At 57.7% G+C, this 25,998-nt stretch carries 22 protein-coding genes and 2 rRNA genes (1 of these 24 only partly in view); 15 read left to right on the forward strand and 9 right to left on the reverse strand.

What is annotated here, in order from left to right:
• The first annotated feature begins 160 nt into the window (after positions 1-160).
• The 13 genes from LJU29_RS16640 (at position 161) to nuoN (ending at position 15,112) form a co-directional block, all read left to right on the forward strand.
• Positions 161-574, forward strand: a complete 414-nt coding sequence (locus LJU29_RS16640) for an NADH-quinone oxidoreductase subunit A (RefSeq protein WP_002554011.1) — start codon at positions 161-163, stop codon at positions 572-574.
• 10 nt (positions 575-584) lie between these two features.
• Complete coding sequence (locus LJU29_RS16645) at positions 585-1,259, forward strand: NuoB/complex I 20 kDa subunit family protein (RefSeq protein ID WP_002554012.1); 675 nt, start codon at positions 585-587, stop codon at positions 1,257-1,259.
• A gap of 74 nt (positions 1,260-1,333) precedes the next feature.
• A complete protein-coding gene (gene nuoC, locus LJU29_RS16650; protein WP_002554013.1) occupies positions 1,334-3,115 on the forward strand; it encodes an NADH-quinone oxidoreductase subunit C/D in 1,782 nt (593 codons plus the stop codon).
• Positions 3,116-3,117: 2 nt separating this feature from the next.
• On the forward strand, positions 3,118-3,615 hold the full coding sequence (nuoE, locus tag LJU29_RS16655; RefSeq protein ID WP_002554014.1) for an NADH-quinone oxidoreductase subunit NuoE: 498 nt from the start codon (positions 3,118-3,120) through the stop codon (positions 3,613-3,615).
• Positions 3,612-4,970 carry an NADH-quinone oxidoreductase subunit NuoF gene (nuoF, locus tag LJU29_RS16660; RefSeq protein WP_002554015.1) on the forward strand — a complete coding sequence of 453 codons (1,359 nt, stop codon included), beginning with the start codon at positions 3,612-3,614 and terminating at the stop codon, positions 4,968-4,970. The genes nuoE and nuoF overlap by 4 nt, the downstream gene beginning before the upstream one ends.
• Before the next feature lie 136 nt (positions 4,971-5,106).
• The gene (gene nuoG, locus LJU29_RS16665) at positions 5,107-7,824 is read left to right on the forward strand and encodes an NADH-quinone oxidoreductase subunit NuoG (RefSeq protein WP_005755616.1); all 2,718 of its coding nucleotides are present in this window, start codon (positions 5,107-5,109) and stop codon (positions 7,822-7,824) included.
• Positions 7,821-8,828, forward strand: a complete 1,008-nt coding sequence (nuoH, locus tag LJU29_RS16670) for an NADH-quinone oxidoreductase subunit NuoH (protein WP_003371726.1) — start codon at positions 7,821-7,823, stop codon at positions 8,826-8,828. Before nuoG ends, nuoH begins: the two co-directional genes overlap by 4 nt.
• 11 nt (positions 8,829-8,839) lie before the next feature.
• Positions 8,840-9,388, forward strand: coding sequence for an NADH-quinone oxidoreductase subunit NuoI (gene nuoI / locus LJU29_RS16675; protein WP_002554018.1), 549 nt, complete (start codon positions 8,840-8,842; stop codon positions 9,386-9,388).
• A gap of 10 nt (positions 9,389-9,398) precedes the next feature.
• On the forward strand, positions 9,399-9,908 hold the full coding sequence (gene nuoJ, locus LJU29_RS16680; protein ID WP_004659468.1) for an NADH-quinone oxidoreductase subunit J: 510 nt from the start codon (positions 9,399-9,401) through the stop codon (positions 9,906-9,908).
• A complete protein-coding gene (gene nuoK, locus LJU29_RS16685; RefSeq protein WP_002554020.1) occupies positions 9,905-10,213 on the forward strand; it encodes an NADH-quinone oxidoreductase subunit NuoK in 309 nt (102 codons plus the stop codon). The genes nuoJ and nuoK overlap by 4 nt, the downstream gene beginning before the upstream one ends.
• Positions 10,210-12,063, forward strand: a complete 1,854-nt coding sequence (gene nuoL, locus LJU29_RS16690; RefSeq protein WP_257110956.1) for an NADH-quinone oxidoreductase subunit L — start codon at positions 10,210-10,212, stop codon at positions 12,061-12,063. Before nuoK ends, nuoL begins: the two co-directional genes overlap by 4 nt.
• A gap of 39 nt (positions 12,064-12,102) precedes the next feature.
• Positions 12,103-13,635 (forward strand): NADH-quinone oxidoreductase subunit M, encoded by a 1,533-nt coding sequence (nuoM, locus tag LJU29_RS16695; protein WP_004665700.1) that lies wholly within the window; start codon positions 12,103-12,105, stop codon positions 13,633-13,635.
• 7 nt (positions 13,636-13,642) lie between these two features.
• Complete coding sequence (gene nuoN / locus LJU29_RS16700) at positions 13,643-15,112, forward strand: NADH-quinone oxidoreductase subunit NuoN (RefSeq protein ID WP_257110957.1); 1,470 nt, start codon at positions 13,643-13,645, stop codon at positions 15,110-15,112.
• Positions 15,113-15,179: 67 nt separating this feature from the next.
• On the opposite strand, the gene LJU29_RS16705 is transcribed toward nuoN, so the two are convergent.
• A complete protein-coding gene (locus tag LJU29_RS16705) occupies positions 15,180-16,136 on the reverse strand; it encodes an AraC family transcriptional regulator (RefSeq protein WP_054996824.1) in 957 nt (318 codons plus the stop codon).
• Between the two features lie 120 nt (positions 16,137-16,256).
• Here LJU29_RS16705 and LJU29_RS16710 point away from each other — a divergent pair, with 120 nt between their 5' ends.
• Entirely contained in the window at positions 16,257-17,180 is a 924-nt protein-coding gene (locus LJU29_RS16710; protein WP_004659455.1) for an alpha/beta fold hydrolase, read from the forward strand.
• 103 nt (positions 17,181-17,283) lie between these two features.
• Here LJU29_RS16710 and LJU29_RS16715 read toward each other — a convergent pair whose 3' ends face one another.
• From LJU29_RS16715 to LJU29_RS16740, 6 genes are all read right to left on the reverse strand, one after another.
• Positions 17,284-18,348, reverse strand: a complete 1,065-nt coding sequence (locus tag LJU29_RS16715; protein WP_004659453.1) for an AI-2E family transporter — start codon at positions 18,346-18,348, stop codon at positions 17,284-17,286.
• 149 nt (positions 18,349-18,497) lie between these two features.
• On the reverse strand, positions 18,498-20,177 hold the full coding sequence (ctpM, locus tag LJU29_RS29995) for a methyl-accepting chemotaxis protein CtpM (protein ID WP_257110958.1): 1,680 nt from the start codon (positions 20,175-20,177) through the stop codon (positions 18,498-18,500).
• A 125-nt stretch (positions 20,178-20,302) separates the two neighbouring features.
• Positions 20,303-21,622, reverse strand: coding sequence for a sensor histidine kinase (locus tag LJU29_RS16725; RefSeq protein WP_257110959.1), 1,320 nt, complete (start codon positions 21,620-21,622; stop codon positions 20,303-20,305).
• On the reverse strand, positions 21,619-22,287 hold the full coding sequence (locus LJU29_RS16730; RefSeq protein WP_004659446.1) for a response regulator transcription factor: 669 nt from the start codon (positions 22,285-22,287) through the stop codon (positions 21,619-21,621). The genes LJU29_RS16725 and LJU29_RS16730 overlap by 4 nt, the downstream gene beginning before the upstream one ends.
• Positions 22,287-22,595 (reverse strand): PepSY domain-containing protein, encoded by a 309-nt coding sequence (locus LJU29_RS16735; RefSeq protein WP_005755595.1) that lies wholly within the window; start codon positions 22,593-22,595, stop codon positions 22,287-22,289. Before LJU29_RS16735 ends, LJU29_RS16730 begins: the two co-directional genes overlap by 1 nt.
• Positions 22,595-22,903 carry a PepSY domain-containing protein gene (locus LJU29_RS16740; protein WP_005741049.1) on the reverse strand — a complete coding sequence of 103 codons (309 nt, stop codon included), beginning with the start codon at positions 22,901-22,903 and terminating at the stop codon, positions 22,595-22,597. The genes LJU29_RS16735 and LJU29_RS16740 overlap by 1 nt, the downstream gene beginning before the upstream one ends.
• A 214-nt stretch (positions 22,904-23,117) precedes the next feature.
• Here LJU29_RS16740 and queD point away from each other — a divergent pair, with 214 nt between their 5' ends.
• Positions 23,118-23,474, forward strand: a complete 357-nt coding sequence (queD, locus tag LJU29_RS16745; RefSeq protein ID WP_002554029.1) for a 6-carboxytetrahydropterin synthase QueD — start codon at positions 23,118-23,120, stop codon at positions 23,472-23,474.
• Positions 23,475-23,603: 129 nt separating this feature from the next.
• Here queD and rrf read toward each other — a convergent pair.
• Both rrf and LJU29_RS16755 read right to left on the reverse strand, forming a co-directional pair.
• A 5S ribosomal RNA gene (gene rrf, locus LJU29_RS16750) occupies positions 23,604-23,719 on the reverse strand.
• Positions 23,720-23,879: 160 nt separating this feature from the next.
• Positions 23,880-25,998 (reverse strand): 23S ribosomal RNA (locus LJU29_RS16755); it runs 774 nt beyond the window's last position.

Here is a 25,998-nt window from a genome sequence, read left to right on the forward strand (position 1 = left end):
ACGGCGGGAGATTAATTTCGTAAATAAATTTCATGTAGAAAATTTACTTGCCAACTGTTTGCACATAAAATCAATCCGTTGACCGCACTGCGACATTTCGTCACTGCCTCGACTCTTTATCAAGCACAGAGACCTTTGCTCTCTAACAAGGACTGCCAGCATGCCCGAATCGACAGGTCTGATTGCCCATAACTGGGGCTTCGCCATTTTCCTTTTGGGTGTTGTCGGCCTCTGCGCCTTCATGCTCGGCCTGTCCAGCCTGCTCGGAAGCAAAGCCTGGGGCCGCAGCAAGAACGAACCTTTCGAATCCGGCATGCTGCCTACCGGCAGTGCGCGCCTGCGGCTCTCCGCAAAATTCTATCTGGTCGCGATGCTCTTCGTGATCTTTGACATCGAAGCCCTCTTTCTCTTTGCCTGGTCTGTGTCCGTCCGCGAAAGCGGCTGGACCGGATTCGTCGAAGCTCTCGTTTTCATAGCAATTCTGTTGGCAGGTCTTGTCTACCTATGGCGGGTTGGCGCTCTTGACTGGGCTCCTGAAGGTCGCCGTAATCGGCAAGCGAAGCTGAAACAATGAGGCTTTGGCGATGCAATATAATCTCACCAGGATCGACCCGGACGCTCCTAACGAGCAGTACCCCATCGGCAAACGGGAAACCGTTTCCGATCCGTTAGAAGATCAAGTCCACAAAAACATCTACATGGGCAAGCTGGAAGACGTGCTGAATGGTGCGGTCAACTGGGGACGTAAAAACTCCCTGTGGCCCTACAACTTCGGCCTGTCGTGCTGCTATGTGGAAATGACCACCGCCTTCACGGCCCCTCACGATATCGCGCGTTTCGGTGCGGAAGTCATCCGGGCGTCGCCACGGCAGGCGGATTTCATGGTCATTGCCGGTACCTGCTTCATCAAGATGGCACCGATCATCCAGCGTCTCTACGAGCAAATGCTCGAACCCAAGTGGGTCATCTCCATGGGTTCATGTGCCAACTCCGGTGGCATGTACGACATCTACTCAGTGGTCCAGGGGGTGGACAAATTCCTTCCCGTGGATGTCTACGTGCCCGGCTGCCCGCCCCGCCCCGAAGCATTTCTGCAAGGCTTGATGCTGCTGCAGGAATCCATCGGCAAGGAGCGTCGCCCTCTTTCCTGGGTCGTTGGCGATCAAGGCGTATACCGCGCCGAGATGCCGTCGCAAAAGGAACAGCGCCGCGAACAGCGTATTCAGGTGACCAACCTGCGCAGCCCCGACGAAGTCTGATCCAGCCCGTTCTTCTTATAAAAAAGACAGGAACCGGGGTTGATTCTGTACGTTGACCGAAGTGATTGAGACCTATGACTGCAGACAACGCTCTGTACATCCCGCCTTACAAGGCTGACGACCAAGACGTCGTCGTTGAACTGAACAACCGTTTTGGCGCCGAGGCGTTCACTGCCCAGCCAACCCGCACCGGCATGCCGGTGCTGTGGGTCGAGCGCGCTCGGCTGTTTGAAATTCTGACGTTCCTGCGCAACGTCCCCAAACCCTACTCCATGCTCTATGACCTGCATGGCGTGGACGAGCGTCTGCGTACCAACCGTCGCGGCCTGCCCGGTGCAGACTTCACCGTGTTCTATCACCTGCTGTCGATCGAGCGAAACAGCGACGTGATGATCAAGGTAGCGCTGTCTGAAAGCGACCTGAGTGTGCCAACCATCACCAGTATCTGGCCAAATGCCAACTGGTATGAGCGCGAAGTCTGGGACATGTTCGGAATCGACTTTCCGGGACACCCGCATCTAAGCCGCATCATGATGCCGCCAACCTGGGAAGGTCACCCGCTGCGCAAGGACTTCCCTGCCCGCGCGACGGAGTTTGACCCCTACAGCCTGACACTTGCCAAACAGCAACTGGAAGAGGAAGCCGCACGTTTCCGTCCGGAAGACTGGGGCATGAAACGGTCTGGCGCGAACGAGGACTACATGTTCCTCAACCTCGGGCCGAACCACCCTTCCGCTCACGGTGCGTTCCGTATCATTCTGCAGCTGGATGGCGAAGAAATCGTCGACTGCGTTCCGGACATCGGCTACCACCACCGTGGTGCAGAGAAGATGGCCGAGCGTCAGTCCTGGCACAGCTTCATCCCGTACACCGACCGCATCGATTATCTCGGCGGGGTGATGAACAACCTGCCTTACGTACTCTCGGTCGAAAAACTGGCAGGCATCAAGGTGCCGGAAAAGGTCGACGTCATCCGCATCATGATGGCCGAGTTCTTCCGTATCACCAGCCATCTGCTGTTCCTGGGTACCTACATCCAGGACGTGGGTGCCATGACGCCGGTGTTCTTTACGTTCACCGACCGCCAGAAAGCCTACACCGTGATCGAAGCCATTACCGGTTTCCGTCTGCATCCGGCCTGGTATCGCATCGGCGGGGTTGCCCACGACCTGCCTCGTGGCTGGGAGAAACTGGTCAAGGACTTCGTCGACTGGCTGCCCAAGCGCCTCGACGAATACACCAAGGCTGCCCTGCAGAACAGCATCCTCAAGGGTCGTACCGTGGGCGTTGCCGCGTACAACACCAAAGAGGCCCTGGAATGGGGCGTCACCGGTGCAGGCCTGCGCTCCACCGGCTGCGATTTCGACTTGCGCAAGGCACGCCCTTACTCCGGCTACGAGAACTTCGAGTTTGAAGTACCGCTGGCCGCGAACGGCGACGCTTACGACCGCTGCATGGTCCGCGTAGAAGAGATGCGCCAGAGCATCAAGATCATCGATCAGTGTATGCGCAACATGCCGGAAGGCCCATACAAGGCGGATCATCCGCTGACCACGCCGCCACCGAAAGAGCGCACCCTGCAGCACATCGAAACCCTGATCACGCACTTCCTGCAGGTTTCGTGGGGCCCGGTCATGCCGGCCAACGAGTCCTTCCAGATGATCGAAGCGACCAAGGGTATCAACAGCTATTACCTGACGAGCGACGGCGGCACCATGAGCTACCGTACCCGGATCCGCACCCCGAGTTACCCGCACCTGCAGCAGATCCCTTCGGTGATCAAAGGCAGCATGGTCGCGGACTTGATCGCGTACCTGGGTAGTATCGATTTCGTTATGGCCGACGTGGACCGCTAAGCATGAATAGCCCGCTAATCCAGACTGACCGTTTCGCCCTGAGCGAAACCGAGCGCTCGGCCATCGAGCACGAGATGCATCACTACGAAGACCCGCGTGCGGCGTCCATCGAGGCCCTGAAGATCGTTCAGAAAGAGCGTGGCTGGGTGCCCGATGGTGCCATCTACGCAATCGGCGATTTGCTCGGCATCCCCGCCAGCGACGTCGAAGGTGTTGCAACCTTTTACAGCCAGATCTTCCGCCAGCCGGTCGGACGTCACATCATTCGTGTCTGCAACAGCATGGTGTGCTTCATCGGCGGCCATGAAAACGTGGTAGACGAGATCAAGAGTTCACTGGGTATCGGCCTGGGTCAGACCACCGCTGACGGTCGCTTCACCTTGCTGCCGGTCTGCTGCCTCGGCAACTGCGACAAGGCACCGGCCGTGATGGTCGACGACGACACTTTCGGCGATGTACAGCCTGCTGGCGTTGCCAAGATGCTGGAGGGTTACCTATGACCATCACTTCCTTCGGCCCTGCCAACCGCATTGCGCGCACGGCAGAAACCCACCCGCTGACCTGGCGTCTGCGTGACGACGGCGAGCCGGTCTGGCTCGACGAGTATCAGGCCAAAGACGGTTATGCAGCAGCGCGCAAGGCGCTGACGCAACAGTCGCCTGACGATATCGTCCAGTCGGTCAAGGACTCGGGCCTCAAGGGCCGCGGCGGTGCGGGCTTCCCTACCGGCGTTAAATGGGGCCTGATGCCCAAAGACGAATCCATGAACATCCGCTATTTGCTGTGCAATGCGGATGAGATGGAACCCAATACCTGGAAAGACCGCATGCTGATGGAGCAACTGCCCCATCTGCTGGTCGAGGGCATGCTGATCAGTGCGCGTGCGCTGAAAGCCTATCGTGGCTATATCTTCCTGCGTGGCGAATACGTAACGGCCGCCAAGCACTTGAACCGCGCCGTGGCCGAAGCGAAGGCTGCCGGCCTGCTGGGCAAGAACATCCTCGGCACCGGCTTCGACTTTGAACTGTTCGTGCACACCGGTGCCGGTCGTTACATCTGCGGTGAAGAAACCGCGCTGATCAACTCGCTGGAAGGCCGCCGCGCCAACCCGCGCTCCAAGCCGCCCTTCCCTGCTGCCGTAGGCGTCTGGGGCAAGCCGACCTGTGTAAACAACGTCGAAACCCTGTGCAACGTGCCCGCCATCGTCAATAACGGCAACGACTGGTACAAGTCGCTGGCCCGCGAAGGCAGTGAAGACCACGGCACCAAGCTGATGGGCTTCTCCGGCAAGGTTAAAAATCCGGGTTTGTGGGAGCTGCCATTTGGCGTACAGGCTCGCGAACTGTTCGAAGACTACGCCGGTGGCATGCGCGATGGCTTCAAGCTCAAGTGCTGGCAACCCGGCGGCGCCGGTACGGGTTTCCTGCTGCCAGAGCATCTGGACGCCCAGATGTACGCAGGCGGCATTGCCAAGGTCGGTACCCGGATGGGCACCGGTCTGGCGATGGCCGTCGACGATTCGGTCAACATGGTTTCACTGCTGCGCAACATGGAAGAGTTCTTCGCTCAGGAGTCCTGCGGCTTCTGCACCCCATGCCGCGACGGTTTGCCATGGAGCGTAAAAATGCTTCGCGCCATCGAGAAGGGTCAGGGGCAGCCGGGGGATATCGAAACCCTGCTGGGTCTGGTCAATTTCCTCGGCCCAGGCAAGACCTTCTGCGCCCATGCACCGGGCGCTGTTGAACCGCTGGGCAGTGCGATCAAGTATTTCCGTTCGGAGTTCGAAGCCGGTATTGCGCCGGCCAGCGCAACCACGCTCGTTCCGGGCAAAAGTCCGACCGTGGTCGGCGCATAACAAGACACAACGGTCGGCGGCTGTTCGGGCTGCCGTCCTCGTACCTGCTGACGCCCCTTGGGCTGAACGATACGGGTACTACCGAGATTCCATTAGCCACGCCCGCTGACAACGGGCCAACGAAGACCTTTGAACCATGGCTACTATTCACGTAGACGGCAAAGCGCTCGAAGTCGATGGTGCAGACAACCTGTTACAGGCATGTCTGTCGCTGGGCCTCGATATCCCTTATTTCTGCTGGCACCCCGCCCTTGGCAGCGTTGGCGCCTGTCGCCAGTGCGCGGTCAAGCAGTACACCGACGAGAACGACACCCGTGGTCGTATCGTCATGTCCTGCATGACGCCAGCCACCGACAACACCTGGATCTCCATCGAAGATGAAGAGTCCAAGGCCTTCCGGGCCAGTGTCGTCGAATGGCTGATGACCAACCACCCGCATGACTGCCCGGTCTGCGAAGAAGGCGGTCACTGCCACCTGCAGGACATGACAGTGATGACCGGCCACAACGAGCGCCGTTATCGCTTCACCAAGCGTACTCACCAGAATCAGGAGCTGGGGCCGTTCATCGCGCATGAGATGAACCGCTGCATCGCCTGTTATCGGTGCGTACGCTTCTATAAAGACTACGCAGGCGGCACTGACCTGGGCGTTTACGGCGCTCACGACAATGTTTACTTCGGTCGCGTTGAAGACGGCACGCTGGAAAGCGAGTTCTCCGGCAACCTCACCGAGGTCTGTCCGACCGGTGTGTTCACCGACAAAACCCACTCCGAGCGCTACAACCGCAAGTGGGACATGCAGTTCTCGCCAAGCATCTGCCACGGTTGCTCCAGCGGCTGCAACATTAGCCCGGGTGAGCGTTACGGTGAATTGCGCCGTATCGAAAACCGCTACAACGGCTCGGTCAACCAGTACTTTCTCTGCGACCGCGGCCGTTTCGGCTACGGCTACGTCAACCGCACAGACCGTCCACGTCAGCCGCTGCTCGCTGAAGGCCAGGTCAAACTGAGCCTTGACGAAGCACTGGACAAGGCAGCGGATCTGTTGCGCGGCCGCAACATCGTCGGTATCGGCTCACCTCGCGCCAGCCTTGAAAGTAACTACGCACTGCGCGAACTGGTCGGAGCCGAGCATTTCTACAGCGGCATCGAAGCCGGCGAGCTGGAGCGTGTGCGCCTGATCCTCAAGGTGCTGAATGACAGCCCGCTGCCGATCCCGACCCTGCGTGACATCGAAGATCACGATGCCATCTTCGTCCTCGGCGAGGACCTGACCCAGACGGCGGCACGTATGGCCCTGGGCTTGCGCCAAGCCGTCAAAGGCAAGGCTGAAGACATGGCTGCGGCGATGAAAGTCCAGCCGTGGCTCGACGCGGCCGTGAAGAACATCGGTCAGCACGAGCTCAATCCGCTGTTCATCGCCAGCCTGGCTGAAACCCGTCTCGACGATATTGCAGAAGAATGCGTACATGCAGCGCCCGATGATCTGGCGCGTATCGGTTTTGCCGTAGCCCATGCACTGGATGCCAGCGCACCTGCCGTAGAAGGTCTGGACAGCGAGGCGCTGGAACTGGCGCAACGTATTGCCGACGCCCTGCTCGCGGCTAAACGTCCGCTGATCATTTCCGGCAGCTCGCTGGGTTCGACAGCGCTGATCGAGGCAGCAGCAAACATTGCCAAGGCCTTGAAGCTGCGCGACAAGCAAGGCTCCATCAGCCTGATCGTGCCGGAAGCCAACAGCATGGGTCTGGCAATGTTTGGTGGCGATTCTGTCGATGCCGCTCTGCAAGCGGTGATTTCCGGCCAGGCCGACGCCATCGTGGTACTGGAAAACGATCTGTATCGCCGTGTAGACGCCAAAATTGTCGACGCTGCGCTGAGCGCTGCGAAAGTCGTGATCGTCGCCGACCACCAGAAAACCCCGACCAGTGATCGTGCGCATCTGGTTCTGCCCGCTGCCAGCTTCGCGGAAGGCGACGGCACGCTGGTCAGCCAGGAAGGCCGCGCCCAGCGCTTCTTCCAGGTGTTCGATCCGACCTACCTGGATGCCAGCATTCTGGTTCACGAGGGCTGGCGCTGGCTGCACGCCCTGCGCGCCACTTTGTTGAACAAGCCGGTCGACTGGACGCAACTCGATCACGTCACCGAAGCCTGCGCCAGCAGCACCCCGCAACTGGCGGGTATCGTCAACGCTGCGCCGTCTGCCTCGTTCCGGATCAAGGGCCTTAAACTGGCTCGTGAACCACTGCGCTACAGTGGTCGCACGGCGATGCGCGCCAACATCAGCGTGCATGAGCCGCGCACCTCGCAAGACATCGATACAGCGTTCTCCTTCTCCATGGAAGGTTATTCAGGTTCCGCCGAACCTCGTCAGCAAGTGCCGTTCGCCTGGTCTCCGGGTTGGAACTCGCCGCAGGCCTGGAACAAATTCCAGGACGAAGTCGGCGGTCACTTGCGCGCCGGCGACCCGGGCACTCGCCTGATCGAAAGCCAGGGCGATGGTCTATCGTGGTTCTCCAGCGTGCCACGTGCGTTCTCTCCAGAGCGCGGCACCTGGCAGGTCGTGCCGTTCTTCCACCTGTTCGGCAGCGACGAAACCTCGTCTCTGGCCGCGCCGGTTCAGGAACGCATCCCGCAGGCCTATGTCGCAGTGGCCAAGTCCGAAGCCGATCGTCTCGGCGTCAACGACGGTGCCCTGCTCTCCTTGAGCATCGGCGGTGAAACGCTGACCTTGCCGTTGCGCATCAGCGAAGAACTGGGCGCAGGCCTTGTGGCATTGCCGGCAGGACTGCCTGGCATTCCGCCAGCACTCTTCGGCAAATCCGTTGACCGTCTGCAGGAGGCAGCGCAATGACCTGGTTTACCCCTGATGTGATCGACGCAATCATTGCAGTGGTCAAGGCCATCGTGGTGTTGCTGGCGGTCGTGGTTTGTGGTGCCCTGCTGAGCTTCATCGAACGTCGTCTGCTGGGCTGGTGGCAGGACCGTTATGGTCCGAACCGTGTGGGTCCGTTCGGCATGTTCCAGATCGCAGCCGACATGCTGAAGATGTTCTTCAAGGAAGACTGGACCCCACCGTTCGCCGACAAGGTGATCTTCACCCTGGCGCCGGTGGTTGCCATGAGCGCCCTGCTGATCGCCTTTGCGGTCATCCCGATCACCCCGACATGGGGCGTGGCGGACCTGAACATCGGTCTGCTGTTCTTCTTCGCCATGGCGGGTCTGTCGGTGTATGCGGTGCTGTTCGCCGGCTGGTCGAGCAATAACAAGTTCGCCCTGCTGGGCAGCCTGCGAGCTTCGGCACAAACCGTATCCTACGAAGTGTTCATGGGCCTAGCGCTGATGGGCATCGTGGTTCAGGTCGGCTCGTTCAACATGCGCGACATCGTTGAATATCAGGCGCAGAACCTGTGGTTCATCATTCCGCAGTTCTTCGGCTTCTGTACGTTCTTCATCGCGGGTGTTGCGGTCACTCACCGCCACCCGTTCGACCAACCGGAAGCCGAGCAGGAACTTGCTGACGGCTACCACATTGAATATGCCGGCATGAAATGGGGCATGTTCTTCGTGGGCGAATACATCGGGATCATTTTGATCTCGGCGCTGCTAGTCACGCTGTTCTTCGGTGGCTGGCACGGCCCGTTCGACATTCTGCCATCGCTGGCATTCTTCTGGTTCGCCTTGAAAACCGCGTTCTTCATCATGCTGTTCATTCTGCTGCGCGCTTCCATCCCGCGCCCGCGTTATGACCAGGTCATGGATTTCAGCTGGAAGTTCTGTCTGCCGCTGACCCTGATCAATTTGCTGGTGACTGCTGCGATTGTGTTGTTGAACACACCGGCAGGCTCGGTTCAGTGAGGATTTGACCCATGTTCAAATATATTGGTGACATCGTTAAGGGTACAGGTACCCAGTTGCGCAGCCTGGTCATGGTCTTCGGCCACGGCTTCCGCAAACGCGACACCCTGCAATATCCCGAAGAACAGGTATATCTGCCGCCCCGCTACCGTGGCCGCATCGTTCTGACCCGCGACCCTGACGGCGAAGAGCGCTGCGTAGCCTGCAACCTGTGTGCAGTGGCATGCCCGGTCGGCTGTATTTCGCTGCAGAAGGCCGAGACAGAGGACGGACGCTGGTACCCGGACTTTTTCCGCATCAACTTCTCGCGCTGCATTTTCTGCGGCCTGTGTGAAGAAGCGTGTCCGACTACCGCAATCCAGCTTACACCGGACTTCGAGATGGCCGACTTCAAGCGTCAGGATCTGGTGTACGAGAAGGAAGATCTGCTGATCTCCGGTCCCGGCAAGAACCCTGACTACAACTTCTATCGCGTTGCCGGTATGGCCATCGGCGGCAAGCCCAAGGGCTCCGCACAGAATGAAGCCGAGCCGATCAACGTCAAGAGCTTGCTGCCTTAAGGAAGTAAAGATGGAATTCGCTTTCTACTTCGCATCCGGTATCGCTGTTGTGTCCACCCTGCGGGTGATCACCAACACGAATCCGGTGCATGCCCTGCTCTACCTGATCATCTCGCTGATCGCTGTGGCCATGACTTTTTTCAGCCTCGGTGCGCCGTTTGCCGGTGTGTTGGAAGTCATTGCCTATGCGGGCGCGATCATGGTCCTGTTCGTGTTTGTGGTGATGATGCTGAACCTCGGCCCAGCCTCGGTTCAGCAAGAGCGTGCATGGCTCAAACCCGGCATCTGGATTGGTCCGGTGATTCTCGGCACGCTGTTGCTGGCCGAGTTACTGTACGTACTGTTCGCCAATCCAACCGGCGCTGCAATCGGTCACACCACAGTCGACGCCAAGGCAGTCGGCATCAGCCTGTTCGGGCCTTATCTGCTGGTGGTGGAACTCGCCTCGATGCTGCTGCTTGCTGCAGCCGTCACGGCATTCCATCTGGGCCGCAACGAGGCCAAGGAGCCAAGCCAATGAATGCTATCCCTCTTGAGCACGGTCTGGCGGTCGCCGGGGTCCTGTTCTGCCTGGGTCTGGTCGGCCTGATGGTGCGCCGTAACATTCTCTTCGTTTTGATGAGTCTGGAAATCATGATGAACGCCTCTGCACTGGCGTTCGTAGTTGCCGGCAGTCGTTGGGCGCAACCGGATGGGCAGGTCATGTTCATCCTGGTGATCAGCCTTGCGGCAGCCGAGGCCAGTATCGGCCTGGCGATCCTTATGCAACTGTATCGCCGCTTCCACACTCTCGATATCGATGCTGCCAGCGAGATGCGCGGATGAATCTTCTCTTTCTGACTTTCGTATTCCCCCTCATCGGCTTTCTATTGCTGTCGTTCTCTCGCGGACGCATCTCGGAAAACCTCGCGGCGCTGATTGGCGTCGGCTCTATCGGCCTGTCAGCCATTGTCACGGCCTGGGTCATCTGGCAGTTCAACGTTGCGCCACCGGAAGGTGGTAACTACACCCAGGTGCTGTGGCGCTGGATGGACGTTGATGGCTTCCAACCCAACTTCGCGCTGTATCTGGACGGTCTGTCCGTCACGATGCTGGGCGTAGTGGTTGGCGTCGGTTTCCTGATTCACCTGTTTGCGTCCTGGTACATGCGCGGTGAAGCGGGCTACTCGCGCTTCTTCTCCTACACCAACCTGTTCATTGCCAGCATGTTGTTCCTTGTTCTGGGCGACAACCTGCTGTTCCTCTACTTCGGTTGGGAAGGTGTGGGCCTGTGCAGCTACCTGTTGATCGGTTTCTATTACAGCAACCGTAACAACGGCAACGCAGCACTCAAGGCATTTATCGTTACGCGTATCGGCGACGTGTTCATGGCCATCGGCCTGTTCATCCTGTTTCAGCAATTGGGTACGCTCAATGTGCAGGAGTTGCTGGTCAAGGCACCGGAGCACTTCAAAGTCGGCGATTTCTGGATCGTGCTGGCAACGTTGATGCTGCTGGGCGGTGCTGTCGGTAAATCGGCACAACTGCCACTGCAAACCTGGCTGGCAGATGCGATGGCCGGTCCTACACCGGTTTCGGCACTGATTCACGCAGCAACCATGGTTACCGCGGGCGTCTACCTGATCGCGCGGACTCACGGCCTGTTCGCACTGGCACCGGACATACTGCATCTGGTCGGCATTGTCGGCGGCGTGACGCTGGTTCTGGCGGGTTTCGCCGCACTGGTGCAGACCGACATCAAGCGTATCCTCGCCTACTCGACCATGAGTCAGATCGGTTACATGTTCCTGGCATTGGGCGTAGGCGCTTGGGAAGGCGCGATTTTCCACCTGATGACACACGCCTTCTTCAAGGCGCTGCTTTTCCTTGCTTCCGGTGCGGTGATCGTTGCCTGCCATCACGAGCAGAACATCTTCAAGATGGGCGGCCTGTGGAAGAAACTACCATTGGCCTATGCCAGCTTCATCGTCGGCGGTGCAGCACTGGCTGCCCTGCCGCTGTTGACGGCAGGCTTCTACTCCAAGGATGAAATTCTCTGGGAAGCATTCGCCAGCGGTAACAATGGCCTGTTGTATGCCGGTCTGGTGGGCGCGTTCATGACGTCGCTGTACACCTTCCGTCTGATCTTCATCGCGTTCCACGGTGAAGCCAAGACCGAAGCACACGCAGGTCACGGTATTGCTCACTGGTTGCCGCTGTCGGTACTGATCGTGCTGTCGACGTTCATTGGCGCGCTGATCACCCCGCCACTGGCAGGTGTTCTACCGCAGAGCGTCGGCCATGCCGGTGGCGAAGCCAAACACAGTCTGGAAATCGCCTCTGGCGCCATCGCCCTGGCCGGTATCCTGCTGGCAGCGCTGCTGTTTCTCGGCAAGCGCCGCCTGGCGACGGCTATCGCCAACAGCGCTCCGGGCCGTTTCCTCTCGGCCTGGTGGTTCGCGGCATGGGGCTTCGACTGGATCTACGACAAGCTGTTCGTCAAGCCGTATCTGGCAATCAGCCATGTACTGCGTAGTGATCCGTTCGACTGCACCATCGGCTTGATCCCACGTCTGGTCAAAGGCGGTCATGACACCATGAGCCGCACCGAGACCGGCCAGTTGCGTTGGTATGCTGCCTCGATCGCCGTGGGTGCCGTTCTGGTACTCGGTGCCGTCGTTCTGGTTGCGATCTGATATGAACCTTGCGAATTTGCGAAAGGAATTGAGCCCGTCATGATTCTGCCCTGGCTAATCCTGATCCCCTTTATCGGCGGCCTGCTGTGCTGGCTGGGTGAGCGCTTCGGCTCTACCCTGCCGCGCTGGATCGCGCTGCTGACAATGACCCTCGAACTGGTTCTCGGCCTCTGGCTGTGGGCTACCGGCAATTTCGGCTATGCGCCGGTGCCTGGCGCCGACCCGACCTGGGCCCTGGAATTTCACCACCCGTGGATCACCCGCTTCGGCATCGACGTGCATCTGGCACTCGATGGCCTGTCTCTGCTGATGATCCTGCTGACCGGCCTGCTCGGCGTGTTGTCGGTACTGTGCTCGTGGAAGGAAATCCAGCGCAAGGTAGGCTTCTTCCACCTGAACCTGATGTGGATTCTGGGCGGTGTGGTCGGCGTGTTCCTGGCCATCGACCTGTTCATGTTCTTCTTCTTCTGGGAAATGATGCTGGTGCCGATGTATTTCCTCATCGCGCTCTGGGGTCACAGCTCTTCGGACGGCAAGAAGACTCGTATCTACGCCGCAACCAAGTTCTTCATCTTCACTCAGGCCAGCGGCCTGATCATGCTGGTGGCGATCCTGGGTCTGGTGCTGGTGCACTTCAATCAGACAGGCGTGATCACCTTTGCCTACGCTGACCTGCTGAAGACCAAACTGGCACCGGGGACCGAATACATCCTGATGCTGGGCTTCTTTATTGCCTTTGCCGTGAAGCTGCCAGTGGTTCCGTTGCACTCCTGGCTTCCGGATGCGCATGCCCAGGCACCGACTGCCGGTTCTGTCGACCTGGCAGGTATCCTGCTGAAGACCGCGGCCTACGGCCTGTTGCGTTTCGCCCTGCCGCTGTTCCCCAACGCATCGGCCGAGTTCGCACCGATTGCAATGACGCTGGGCCTAGTCGGTATCTTCTACGGCGCATTCCTGGCGTTTGCCCAGACCGATATCAAGCGCCTGATCGCGTTCTCAAGCGTCTCGCACATGGGCTTTGTACTGATCGGCATCTACTCCGGCAGCCAGCAAGCGCTGCAAGGCGTACTGATCCAGATGATTGCCCACGGCCTGTCGGCTGCGGCACTGTTCATCCTCAGTGGCCAGTTGTACGAGCGCCTGCACACTCGTGACATGCGCGAGATGGGCGGTCTGTGGTCGCGTATCGCCTACATCCCGGCCATCAGCCTGTTCTTTGCTGCCGCCTCTCTGGGTCTGCCGGGCACGGGCAACTTCGTGGGTGAGTTCCTGATTCTGCTGGGCAGCTTCGCCAGTTCGCCATGGATCACTGCAATTGCCACGTCCGGCCTGGTGTTCGGCTCTGTCTACTCGCTGATCATGATCCACCGCGCCTATTTCGGCCCGTCGAAGTCCGACGAGGTTCTGAAGGGTATGGACGGACGTGAAATGATCATGGTGCTGGGCCTTGCCGTGTTGCTGGTCGTGCTCGGGGTTTTCCCGCAGCCGTTCCTCGACACATCGGCAGCGACCATGCACGGCGTGCAGCAATGGCTAGGCACTGCCTTCACTCAACTCGCTTCGGCCCGGTAAGAGCGCTATGGACCTGACGATTCAACACTTTATTGCGCTTGCGCCACTGCTGATCACCAGCCTCACCGTTGTAGTGGTGATGCTGGCGATCGCATGGCGCCGCAATCACTCGCAAACGTTCCTGCTTTCGGTAGCAGGTCTCAACCTGGCCCTGCTGTCGATCTATCCGGCGCTGAAAGTTGCCCCGCTGGTCGTGACACCACTGCTGCATATCGACAACTTTGCCTGCCTGTACATGGCGATCATTCTCGCCTCTACCCTCGCTTGCGTGACCATGGCGCACGCCTATCTGGGTGACGGCAAGGCTGGGTATCCAGGCAACCGTGAAGAGCTTTACCTGCTGATCCTGCTGGCGGCTGCCGGTGGTCTGGTGCTGGTCAGCGCTCAACACCTGGCCGGGCTGTTCATTGGTCTGGAGCTGCTCTCGGTGCCGGTCTACGGGCTGGTGGCGTATGCCTTCTTCAACAAGCGCTCGCTGGAAGGCGGCATCAAGTACATGGTGCTATCGGCCGCAGGTTCAGCGTTCCTGCTGTTGGGCATGGCGCTGCTGTACGCAGAAGCTGGCTCGCTGAGCTTCGAGGGTATTGGCAAAGCCATTGCCGCGACAGGGATGCCAAGCCCGATTGCCAGCCTGGGTCTGGGCATGATGGCCGTCGGCCTGGCCTTCAAGCTGTCGCTGGTGCCTTTCCACCTGTGGACACCGGACGTTTACGAAGGCGCCCCTGCGCCGGTCGCGGCCTTCCTGGCTACCGCCAGCAAGGTGGCGGTATTTGCGGTACTGGTGCGTCTGTTCCAGATTTCACCGGCAGCCAGCAGTGGCGTACTGCATGACGTGCTGGCAGTCATTGCCGTAGCGTCGATTCTGGTCGGCAACCTGCTGGCGCTGACTCAGACCAACCTCAAGCGTCTGCTGGGCTACTCCTCCATCGCCCACTTCGGTTACCTGATGATTGCGCTGGTGGCCAGCAAAGGCATGGCGGTCGAGGCGATTGGTGTCTATCTGGCAACTTACGTCCTGACCTCGCTGGGCAGCTTCGGCGTGATCACCATGATGTCTTCGCCTTACAACGGACGTGATGCCGACGCGATGTTCGAATACCGCGGTCTGTTCTGGCGTCGCCCTTACCTGACGGCAGTCATGACCCTGATGATGCTGTCGCTGGCAGGTATCCCGCTTACCGCAGGCTTCATCGGCAAGTTCTACATCATTGCCACCGGTGTCGAGTCGCAACTGTGGTGGCTTATCGGAGCACTGGTGATCGGTAGCGCCATTGGCGTGTTCTATTACCTGAGAGTGATGGTCACCATGTATCTGGTCGACAACAAGCTTCCACGCCACGATGCAGCGATCAACTGGGCGCAGCGCACTGGCGGCGTTATGCTGCTGGCCGTCGCGATCCTGACCTTCGTGCTGGGCGTGTACCCGCAACCGCTGCTGGATCTGGTGGTCAATGCCGGTCTGCACGTGGCAGGCTAATCATCTGCAAACAAAAAACCCTGCTATCGAGCAGGGTTTTTTTTGCCTTCGGAAACGGCTGAAATGGTTACCCGTCGACGCTTTTCGCGACCCGCACAGCGCCTGGCGATATGCCCACCGTTCTTTTGAATGCGCGACTGAAGGCCGCCAATGAACCGTACCCCAGCTGATTGGCAACGGCCTCCACAGAATGCTGCTCGCGGCTCAGGCTGTGCAATGCCAGGCGCATTCTCAGCTCCGTCAGGTACTGCAATGGCGGCTTACCCGTTGCTTCGAGAAAGCGCTGTGCGAACACTGATCGAGAATGCCTGGCCTCATGGGCAAGCGTAGCTACCGTCCAGCGTCTGCCTGGATGCTGGTGCATCATAACGATGGCTCGACTCAGCCGAGGGTCTTGCAAAGCACCGAGCCAGCCCGTGGCATTCCCACAGCCGCCTGCAACCCAGCCACGCACCAGCAGCGCGGCCACGACTTCAGCAAGACGTGCCAGAATGCCTGCGTGCCCAGCCTGTAGCATCAAGGCTTCACGCTCCATTGCCGCGAGCATGGGCCGCAGCTCGGGACACGTCTCCAGCAGAGTGCTGACCTGCATGACATCCGGCATGGCGGCAACAAGCGGCTGCATGCCGCCCAGCTCCAACTCCATGCAACAGCTGAAGATAATCGCCTGATCAACAGCTCCGCCCTCCCCGGCATCTGCCCGATCTTGAACGCCATCGCTGATGCCGGTAGACGGATCAAACCGCTGTACATCGCTTGCAGACGTGTTTTCGATCGTCAACATAGCGTGGTGCCCACCGCGCGGAATAAGAACCGCGTCTCCGGTATCGAGTTTGTATAGAACGTTCTCAGCGCTGCGTAGCCAGACAGGCCCACGTCCGACGAAATGAAACTGTGCTCGTCCGATTGCGTTAGTGAAGCCAACACCCAGAGGCGGCACAACTTCCAGCCTGCGGAATTGAACGCCGAAAAGACGCATACCGAGCAGCAGCTCGCTGATGGGGTCATTTGACGGGGATTGCATGGAGAAAGGCCACTTCGAGTTCAGGACGATCAATCAATTTATCAGGATCTTACGTCATAGACCGTCCTACATCATCGACCTACAGTGCGCCCATCACTTCTGCCGCGTGGAAATAGCCTCATGAATCACATTCGCTTCGTTCACCTGCTGCGCAATACCTTGCTTGCTGCGCTGCTGACCGGACTATCGTCACTGGCCCTGGCAGTAGACAAACACTACACCGTCACAGCCCCTGACGGCGTCGAACTCGCTGTGCAGGAATCAGGCGATCCGAACGGGCAAGCCCTGATTTTCATTCACGGTTTGCTGGGCAGCCGCCTCAATTGGGAAAAGCAGATCGTTAGTCCGCAGCTGCAGCGTTATCGAATGATTACCTATGACCTGCGCGGTCACGGGCTTTCCGACAAGCCCGCTAATACCGAGGCGTACCGTAACGGGCGTCGTTACGCGGACGATCTGGCAGCGGTACTTGAAGCCACGAACAGCAAGCGTCCAGTATTGGTCGGCTGGTCATTGGGGGGCGTGGTCATGTCTAACTACCTCGCCGCCTATGGTGACGCGAAGATCGGCGGCGTTGTGTATGTTGATGGTGTCATTGAGCTTAATGCTGCTCTGATTACAGCCCATCCTCATGTATATGCCGGCCTGAGTTCAGAGGACCTGAAGACACACCTTGATGCAGTACGCACTTTTCTCGGACTGTGCTTCCACACACAGCCAGATGCACCGACTTTCGAACGGCTTTTGTCGAATGCTGCGATGGCATCGTGGACGATGACCCGCGCCACGCCTGCAATGACTGTCGATGTGGCCAAAGGCTTGCCCAAAGCAAAGGTGCCGGTATTGATGCTGTATGGTGCCAAGGATGAGCTGGTCAACGTTCAGCCCAGCATCGCACGCGCCCGGCAACTCAATGCGCGAATTCTATCGAAGGTGTACGAAAATTCAGGTCACGCGCCATTTCTGGAAGAAGCATTGCGCTTCAATACCGATCTGGCAGCCTTCATGGAGTCGGCTGTCATTGCCGCAAGGGGCTCTGAATGAAGTCTGTTCAAGGCCTGTTACATAAATGAATAACCCGCGCATACCCCTGCCTGATAACGACAGGGGCATTCGCGGGTCTGTATCGGCCACGCGTACCGGTATGTCAGCCTGGCAGCCTGACGGGCTTCTTGGCACCGCTGAACAAACCCCAGCTGGAGATGAACAGTGCGGCCACCAGAGGCCCTATGACAAAGCCGTTCAGACCAAAGACCGACATACCGCCCAGCGTGGAAATCAGGATCAGGTAGTCCGGCATTTTCGTGTCCTTGCCCACCAGGATCGGACGCAGCACGTTATCCACCAGACCGATCACGAAAACACCGAACAACCCCAGCACTACACCTTGCCAGATCATGCCACTGAGCAGGAAGTATACAGCCACTGGCGCCCAGACAATCCCCGCCCCTACAGCGGGCAACAGCGACAGGAAGGCCATGATCACCGCCCACAGCAACGCACTCGGGATGTCCAGCGCCCAGAAGATAAAACCGCCCAGCGCACCTTGCGTCACCGCGACCACGACGTTGCCCTTGACCGTGGCACGTACCACTCGAGTGAACTTGAGTTGCAGACGACGCTTCTGCTGTTCGCCCAACGGAAAGGCCGTACGTATCTTGCGTACCAACTCCTGCCCATCTCGCAGGAAGAAGTACAACAGGTACAACATGATGAACACGCTCACCACGAAATCGAAGGTGCCCTGCCCGAAGCTGAACGCTTGAGTCGCCAGATACTGACTGCCCTGCATTGCCCCTTTGGTGATCTTGTCGCGCAATCCTTCAAGATCGCCCATGCCCAGTCGGTCGAGCAGTGCCTGGATCGAATGCGGCAGCAGGTCCTTGAACTCGGCGAGATAACCGGCGATATCCAGTTGCCCGGTCTCGACATTCTTGTACAGCGTGGTGCCCTCCTGAACCAGCAAGGCGCTGATGACGATCACCGGCAGAATCGCAATCACCAGACAGATGGTCAGGGTGCACAGGGAGGTAAGATTGCGTGACCAGTTGAACTTGATCTGCAACCTGCGCTGCACAGGCGCAAAGATGATCCCCAGAATGACCGCCCAGAATACTGCGCCGTAAAACGGCAGCAGAATCCATATGAAGGCAATGGTGACCAGCACCAATAGCATGATGAGGGTTTTGTATTGCAACGTGGTTTCGTTCATGTCCTGTCCATGTCAGTAGACCGCGCCTCGCGCCCGGTCTAGAGCTTAGTCAGCACTTGAACGTACGAGTGCCATCTTCTATGAAGGCAATATGACCGCGATGGCAGGCGCAGGCTGTTGCGGACATCAGCGCCCCTGCCACGCAGGCATCAGATACGGAACTGGCCGACCAGACTGTCAAGGCGCGAGCCCAGTTCGGCAAGGCTGCGTGAGGTCTGTGCACTTTGCCGGGTTTCGTCGGCGACGCTTTCGACTGCACCTGCGATCTGATGAACACTGCGATTGATTTCTTCGGCAACTGCCGTTTGCTCTTCGGCTGCGCTGGCAATTTGCGCGTTCATCGAATTGATCGTCGCGATCAACTCACCTATGGTCACCAGCGATGTTCCTGCTTCGTTGGCTTGCGCAGAGGTCCCGTCGCCAGCTTCGCTGGAACGGCGCATTGCCGTAACAGCCTCCTGAGTGCCCTGCTGCAGACGGTCGATCATCCCTTGAATTTCCTGCGTGCTTTGCTGGGTGCGGCTGGCCAGCGCCCGAACCTCGTCGGCAACCACAGCAAAACCACGCCCTGCTTCCCCTGCCCTCGCGGCCTCGATGGCTGCATTGAGTGCGAGCAGGTTGGTTTGTTCGGCGATAGAGCGAATGACGCCCAGTACGCTGACGATCGAAGAAACGTCCTTTTGCAGAACATCCAGTGACGAGCCACTTTTGCGGATGTCGTCTACCAGCGCATGAATCTGTCTGATGCTGCCATCCACAACGCGCTTGGCGGCGCGCCCTTGCTCGTCGGTCTGCTGAGCAGCCACGGAGGCACCCTGCGCGCTCTTGGCGACCTCTTGAGCCGCAGCCGACATCTGATTGATTGCGGTCGCCACCTGATCTGTTTCGTGGCGCTGACGGTCCATGGCGGTTTCCGAGCGCTGTGCCTGGGATGACACTTCTCCGACCAGTCCATTGAGTTGCCCGGTCATTTCACTGACCTGACGAACCATACCGTGGATCTTGTCGACAAACCGGTTGAACAAACCAGCCAGATCACCAAGCTCGTCATTACTGGTAATGGCCAGACGCCGAGTCAGATCGCCTTCACCCGCCGCGATGTCATCCAGATTGTTTTTCATCAAACCGAGCGGACGTAGCAGAGTGCCGGCCATCAATATCCCGATGACGCCAATGATGACCAGCACCAGGACGGTGATACCCAAAATGCTGTACAGCATTTCCTTCAGGCGCGCTTCGACGTTCTGCCTGACTTCGGCAACTTTAGCGTCAATGCCGTCTATATTGACGGCAGAACCGATGATCAGATCCCACTTCGGCAGATAATCCGTGTAGCCAATCTTGGGCACAGGTTCAGTCTTGCCAGGCAGGGCCGAGGAGTACATCACATAGTGAGTGCCCGCCTTGCCGACCGCCACCAGTTCGCGGTTGATGTAGACCCCGTTCGCATCGCGGGCGTCATTGAAACTCTTGCCCACGCCATCAGGACTGTTGCTACGGAATATCCGGATTACCTGAGAGTCATAGCCAAAGATATAACCATCCTTGCCATAACTGATGGAGGAAAGCAGCTTGATCGCATTAGCGCGCGCAGTTTCATCACCCGGCGCTGCCGCCTCGTAAAGCGGCTTGATGGCCGTCATGGCGATCGCAACGTAGTTCTGCAACGTTGCTTTGGCTTCAGAGAGCAAACGCTCTCGCGTATCACTGACCTCGCGCTCGGCCTGTCGGTGCAGCATGAACACCGTGGTAGCACTGATCACCAGCGCAAATATCAGAACCGGCAGAACTGCCAGCGACAGAACCTTGGCTTTCAGACTGAGACGCATAGGAGTGGCCTTATGGTTATTTTTATGAGTCAAAGATACCTGTCAGGCTATCGGCGGCATCCGACGGACATTAAGACCTGGCGTATTTTTTTGTACGAACACTCTGAGAGTTGCAGGCTGGCAACTTATGGAGCAGTGCGCTCGGGAAGATCAATGCGTACGCGAAGCCCTCCAGCGGGGCTCTCCTGCAACTGCAGTTGGCCGCCCCAGGCCTCAACGATATCGCGCACAATCCCCAGGCCCAGGCCATGACCGGTAATCTGCTCGTCAAGGCGAGCGCCACGGCTGAACACCTCTGCGCGCTGCGCTTCCGGAATACCGGGCCCGTCATCGTCCACCAGCAGGCTGAAGCCCTGAGCCTGACTGAAAATGTTCAGACGCACTTCGCTGTCGGCCCACTTGCAGGCGTTATCCAGAAGGTTGCCCAGCAATTCGAGGATATCCTCCCGGTCCCACGGCAGGTGCATGCCTGCTTCGACATCGTTGACCAAATGAAGGTGAGCGCCATGAATCATGCCCAACGTGGAAAACAACCCGGGCAGTTCAGCATCACAGTCGAAACGGGCTCCGGGCAGCGCGTCCCCGGAAAGACGGGCCCGATTGAGTTCACGCTCCAGACGCAGACGGATATTTTCCAATTGCTCCTGCAACGTCTTGCGCAGTGCCGGGTTGCCGTCCAGCTGTCCACTAAGGGCCAGGCTGAGCAATACCGCAAGCGGTGTCTTCAAGGCGTGCCCCAGATTGCCCAGTGCATTGCGTGAGCGTTTCAGGCTGTCTTCAGTATGCGCAAGCAGGTGGTTGATCTGAGCCACAAGGGGCTCAAGCTCAAGGGGAACCTGATTGTCCAGTTGCGAACGCTGACCCTGCTGAAGCTGGAAGATCTGTTCGCGAACGGTTTCCAGGGGACGAAGCGCCCTGCGCACAGTGATGCGCAGCAAAACCAGCACCAGGATCAGCGCCGCGAGGCCGAGCCCGAGCCCGATCTGCTGCATGAGACGAAAGCTCGCCCTGACCGGCGTGTAATCCTGGGCGACGGTAATTGAAATCTGCTTGCCGAACTTTCGGTATTCGCTGGTCAGCATCAACAGCGATTGACCGGTCTTGCCGAGCTCAAGGTTAGCGTGCAACCCCACCCCAGGCTGAGGCAGCTCAAAATCCCACAAAGAACGGGAGCGCCAGTGGCCATGCGGCAAGTCCATGCGGAAATAGTGGCCGGACAGCGGACGCTGATAAGCACCCGACAAACGATGTTCATCCAGTTGCAGCCCGGCAGGACCCCGCACCAGCGCCACCAGCAGGTTCTCGCTCTCATTGCGTAAGCCAGACTCCAGATAGCGCTGCAGGCCCACTTCAAACAACCAGAGACTGGTCTGCGCCATCACCAGGCCGACAACGACCATAACGGCGATAAGACCCAGGCTCAGACGCCGTTGTATAGATTTCAACCTCCGGCTCCGCCGTACAGATAGCCTTGGCCACGGCGTGTCTCGACCACTGCGCGGCCTAGTTTGCGCCTCAGGTGATTGACATGGACCTCGATGACATTGGAGTCACGCTCGTTTTCGCCATCGTACAAGTGCTCAGAGAGATGGCTTTTGGAGAGAATCTGTCCAGGGTGGAGCATGAAATAGCGCAGCAGACGAAACTCTGCAGACGTGAGCTGGATATCAACGCCATCCCGGCTGACACTCTGGCGACCTTCATCCAGATTAAGGCCGGCAGACTCCAGGGTTGGCTGGTTGGCAAGCCCGTGCGAACGCCTCAACAGGGCCTGAATACGCAACTGTAGTTCTTCAGGATGAAAAGGTTTGGTCAGGTAATCGTCAGCCCCCGCCTTCAAGCCTTCTATACGCTCTGACCACGAACCTCGTGCCGTCAGAATCAGTACGGGGGTAGCCAGGCCCTTGCCGCGCCATTGCTGGAGAACCTCAAGCCCGGGCATGCCGGGCAAGCCCAGATCCAGAACAATGAGGTCGTAGGGCTCGGTTGCGCCTTGATAAACCGCATCACGACCGTCAGCCAGCCAGTCGACTGCGTAGCCTTGCCGTCCCAGCGCAGCGAGTAACTCATCCGCGAGAGGAACATGGTCTTCAACCAGTAGCAGGCGCATCAGTCATCATCCTCGTCTTTCAGCAATCGGCTATCGCGCGCATCGAACTTGAGCTCACGGACAACACCCTGCGGGGTCAGCAACTCGAATTCATACACGTACATGTTATTTTTTTCCTCAAGCTCAGCCTCCAGCAGGCGAGCGCCGGGATGAAGACCCAGCGCGCGCTCGATAAACTGTTCGAGAGGCAGTATCACCCCACGCTGCCGCAGACTGAGCGCTTCATCCTGGTTCAGATCTCTGGCATAGACAAAAGAGCAGGTCAGACTCAAACCAAGGATGACACAGAGAAGCTTGTCGACATTCATTAGTTATCCTGATGATTCCTGTAGACTTGGCCCGTAGCGGCGTCTATTTCTAGAACCCACTCAATATCGTGCTTGTCACGCAGCTCGACATTGTAAACGTACCTGCCGTATATATTCTTGAACTGTGTATCAAGAATGCTGGCACCAGGGTGCTTGCTGAGGGCGTTAGCATCGAGCTTTTCAGCAGACTGGAGAGTGCCCGCATTACTGAGGCGCAATACCTCCTGCGGATCGACACCACGCGCCTGGATGACACAAGACGTCAGAACACATGTCAGGGCCGTCAGCAGGGTTGTCAGCGTTTTCATTACTGGAGGTGTCCATAGCGGTCGATGCTTCTATGGCGATTACCTTACCCCGTACAACTTAACTCAAACTGAATTAATCTGGCCGAGTGCCATCAATCGCACTTGAAAGAATCGTCACACCCAAGCCCTGCATGGAGTTTCAGGCCATTGCTGTTAAACTCGTCGACTGCATTTATCGCGTCTGCGATCGCCATTTTTCCGGGGCCAATACACAGTGGAAATTTTCAAAGAGTTTACCTTCGAGTCAGCACACCGCCTCCCTCACGTACCAGAGGGGCACAAGTGTGGACGTCTGCACGGCCATTCGTTTCGTGTCGGCATACATCTGGCAGGCAAGGTTGATCCTCACACAGGCTGGATTCGCGACTTTTCGGAAATCAAGGCTATTTTCAAACCGCTGTATGAACGCCTTGATCATAATTACCTGAATGACATCCCGGGCCTTGAGAATCCAACCAGCGAAAACCTGGCGAAATGGATCTGGGATGAGCTGAAGCCCCTGCTGCCGGAGCTGTCCGCCGTTCGTATTCACGAGACCTGCACCAGTGGGTGCGAATACCGCGGGGATTGATTCTCCCTGAAAATAAAAAACCACCTCGACCAGGTGGTTTTTTTATATCTACACGGTACGAAAATACTTTAACGCGCCAGAAAAACAAAAACCCTCAACACGTAAGCGAAGAGGGTTTCTGGAATTTAATCTTGACGATGACCTACTCTCACATGGGGAAACCCCACACTACCATCGGCGATACATCGTTTCACTGCTGAGTTCGGGATGGGATCAGGTGGTTCCAATGTTCTATGGTCGTCAAGAAATTCGGGTACCGAATCGTGCCTTGCGGCGCGCTTCAGCAAATCGGGTATGTGATAGCTCGGTGCGGTTGTGACGCAAACTTTCGGTTCGTGTCATCTTCACAGTCACCGCAATCTGATGCTCCTGTCAGGAAGTCCATTCAAATTGCTTGGGTGTTATATGGTCAAGCCTCACGGGCAATTAGTATTGGTTAGCTCAACGCCTCACAGCGCTTACACACCCAACCTATCAACGTCGTAGTCTTCGACGGCCCTTTAGGGAACTCAAGGTTCCAGTGAGATCTCATCTTGAGGCAAGTTTCCCGCTTAGATGCTTTCAGCGGTTATCTTTTCCGAACATAGCTACCCGGCAATGCCACTGGCGTGACAACCGGAACACCAGAGGTTCGTCCACTCCGGTCCTCTCGTACTAGGAGCAGCCCCTCTCAAATCTCAAACGTCCACGGCAGATAGGGACCGAACTGTCTCACGACGTTCTAAACCCAGCTCGCGTACCACTTTAAATGGCGAACAGCCATACCCTTGGGACCGGCTTCAGCCCCAGGATGTGATGAGCCGACATCGAGGTGCCAAACACCGCCGTCGATATGAACTCTTGGGCGGTATCAGCCTGTTATCCCCGGAGTACCTTTTATCCGTTGAGCGATGGCCCTTCCATACAGAACCACCGGATCACTAAGACCTACTTTCGTACCTGCTCGACGTGTCTGTCTCGCAGTCAAGCGCGCTTTTGCCTTTATACTCTACGACCGATTTCCGACCGGTCTGAGCGCACCTTCGTACTCCTCCGTTACTCTTTAGGAGGAGACCGCCCCAGTCAAACTACCCACCATACACTGTCCTCGATCCGGATAACGGACCTGAGTTAGAACCTCAAAGTTGCCAGGGTGGTATTTCAAGGTTGGCTCCACGCAGACTGGCGTCCACGCTTCAAAGCCTCCCACCTATCCTACACAAGCAAATTCAAAGTCCAGTGCAAAGCTATAGTAAAGGTTCACGGGGTCTTTCCGTCTAGCCGCGGATACACTGCATCTTCACAGCGATTTCAATTTCACTGAGTCTCGGGTGGAGACAGCGCCGCCATCGTTACGCCATTCGTGCAGGTCGGAACTTACCCGACAAGGAATTTCGCTACCTTAGGACCGTTATAGTTACGGCCGCCGTTTACCGGGGCTTCGATCAAGAGCTTCGCTTGCGCTAACCCCATCAATTAACCTTCCGGCACCGGGCAGGCGTCACACCCTATACGTCCACTTTCGTGTTTGCAGAGTGCTGTGTTTTTAATAAACAGTCGCAGCGGCCTGGTATCTTCGACCGGCGTGGGCTTACGCAGTAAATGCTTCACCCTCACCGGCGCACCTTCTCCCGAAGTTACGGTGCCATTTTGCCTAGTTCCTTCACCCGAGTTCTCTCAAGCGCCTTGGTATTCTCTACCCAACCACCTGTGTCGGTTTGGGGTACGGTTCCTGGTTACCTGAAGCTTAGAAGCTTTTCTTGGAAGCATGGCATCAACCACTTCGCGTTCTAAAGAACACTCGTCATCAGCTCTCGGCCTTGAGATCCCGGATTTACCTAAGATCTCAGCCTACCACCTTAAACCTGGACAACCAACGCCAGGCTGGCCTAGCCTTCTCCGTCCCTCCATCGCAATAACCAGAAGTACAGGAATATTAACCTGTTTTCCATCGACTACGCTTTTCAGCCTCGCCTTAGGGACCGACTAACCCTGCGTCGATTAACGTTGCGCAGGAAACCTTGGTCTTTCGGCGTGGGTGTTTTTCACACCCATTGTCGTTACTCATGTCAGCATTCGCACTTCTGATACCTCCAGCAAGCTTCTCAACTCACCTTCACAGGCTTACAGAACGCTCCTCTACCGCATCATCATAAGATGATACCCGTAGCTTCGGTGCATGGTTTGAGCCCCGTTACATCTTCCGCGCAGGCCGACTCGACTAGTGAGCTATTACGCTTTCTTTAAAGGGTGGCTGCTTCTAAGCCAACCTCCTAGCTGTCTAAGCCTTCCCACATCGTTTCCCACTTAACCATGACTTTGGGACCTTAGCTGACGGTCTGGGTTGTTTCCCTTTTCACGACGGACGTTAGCACCCGCCGTGTGTCTCCCATGCTCGGCACTTGTAGGTATTCGGAGTTTGCATCGGTTTGGTAAGTCGGGATGACCCCCTAGCCGAAACAGTGCTCTACCCCCTACAGTGATACATGAGGCGCTACCTAAATAGCTTTCGAGGAGAACCAGCTATCTCCGAGCTTGATTAGCC

Source organism: Pseudomonas ficuserectae (assembly GCF_024584585.1).
Classification (GTDB): Bacteria; Pseudomonadota; Gammaproteobacteria; order Pseudomonadales; family Pseudomonadaceae; genus Aquipseudomonas; species Aquipseudomonas amygdali.